At 67.6% G+C, this 1088-nt stretch carries 1 protein-coding gene; it reads right to left on the bottom strand.

The genetic code is table 11. From position 1 onward, the window contains the following. Positions 1–1088: condensation domain-containing protein (locus tag AB0J80_RS38540; protein ID WP_364714799.1), on the bottom strand; the 1088-nt coding region annotated here is incomplete at both ends.

Genomic DNA, 1088 nt, shown 5'->3' with positions numbered 1-1088 from the left:
CCAGCATCACCTGGAAGAGCGGGTGGTGCGCCAGCGAGCGACGCGGGTTCAAGACCTCGACCAGATGCTCGAACGGCACATCCTGATGCGCGTACGCCGCCAGACTCGTCGCCCGGACCCGCCCCACCAACTCCCGGAACGACGGATCCCCCGACACATCCGTCCGCAACACCAACGTGTTGACAAAGAACCCGACCAGATCGTCCAACGCCTGATCCGTACGACCCGCCACCGGCACACCCACCGGCACATCCACACCAGCACCCGAACGCGACAACAACGCCGCCAACGCCGCCTGCAGCACCATGAACACCGTGGCCCCGCACTCCCGCGCCAACGCCGCCACCGCGGCATGCACCCCGGCACCAACCTCGAAAGCCACGAACGAACCCCGGCTCGACGCCACCACCGGACGCACCCGATCCACCGGCAGACTCAAACAATCCGGCAGACCCGCCAACTGCTCACGCCAATACGCCACCTGACGCGCGAACACACTGCCCTCATCCGCGTCATCACCCAGCACCGCACGCTGCCACAACGCGTAATCGGCATACTGCACCGGCAACGGATCCCACCCCGGCACCGCACCGGCACACCGCGCCGCATACGCCACACCCAGATCCCGCGCCAACGGCCCCATCGACCAGCCATCAGCCGCGATGTGGTGCATCAACAACAACAGAACCCGGTCACCACCGGCGACCTCGAACCACCACACCCGAACCGGCAACTGCGACGCCAGCTCGAAACCCTCCCCCGCAGCCTGCGCCAACGCCTCCGACAGACCAGCCTGCGACACCACCCGCGAACGCCAGTCCAGCACCACCGCACCGGCATCCACCACCACCTGCGACGGCTCCCCATCCACCTCCGGGAACACCGTGCGCAACGACTCGTGCCGCACCACCACATCACGCACCGCCGCACGCAACGCCGCCTCGTCCACCCCACCGGACAACCGCAACGCCAACGGCACGTTATACGTCGCCGACACACCCTCGAACCGATACAAGAACCACAACCGCCGCTGCGCGAACGACAACGGCACCACCGCCGGCCGCACCACCGACACCAAACCCGGCCGC

The organism is Actinoplanes sp. NPDC049548, assembly GCF_040676695.1.
GTDB lineage: Bacteria > Actinomycetota > Actinomycetes > Mycobacteriales > Micromonosporaceae > Actinoplanes.
The sequence above is the reverse complement of the archived record's forward strand: the minus strand, read 5'-3'. Positions and strand labels throughout refer to the sequence as shown.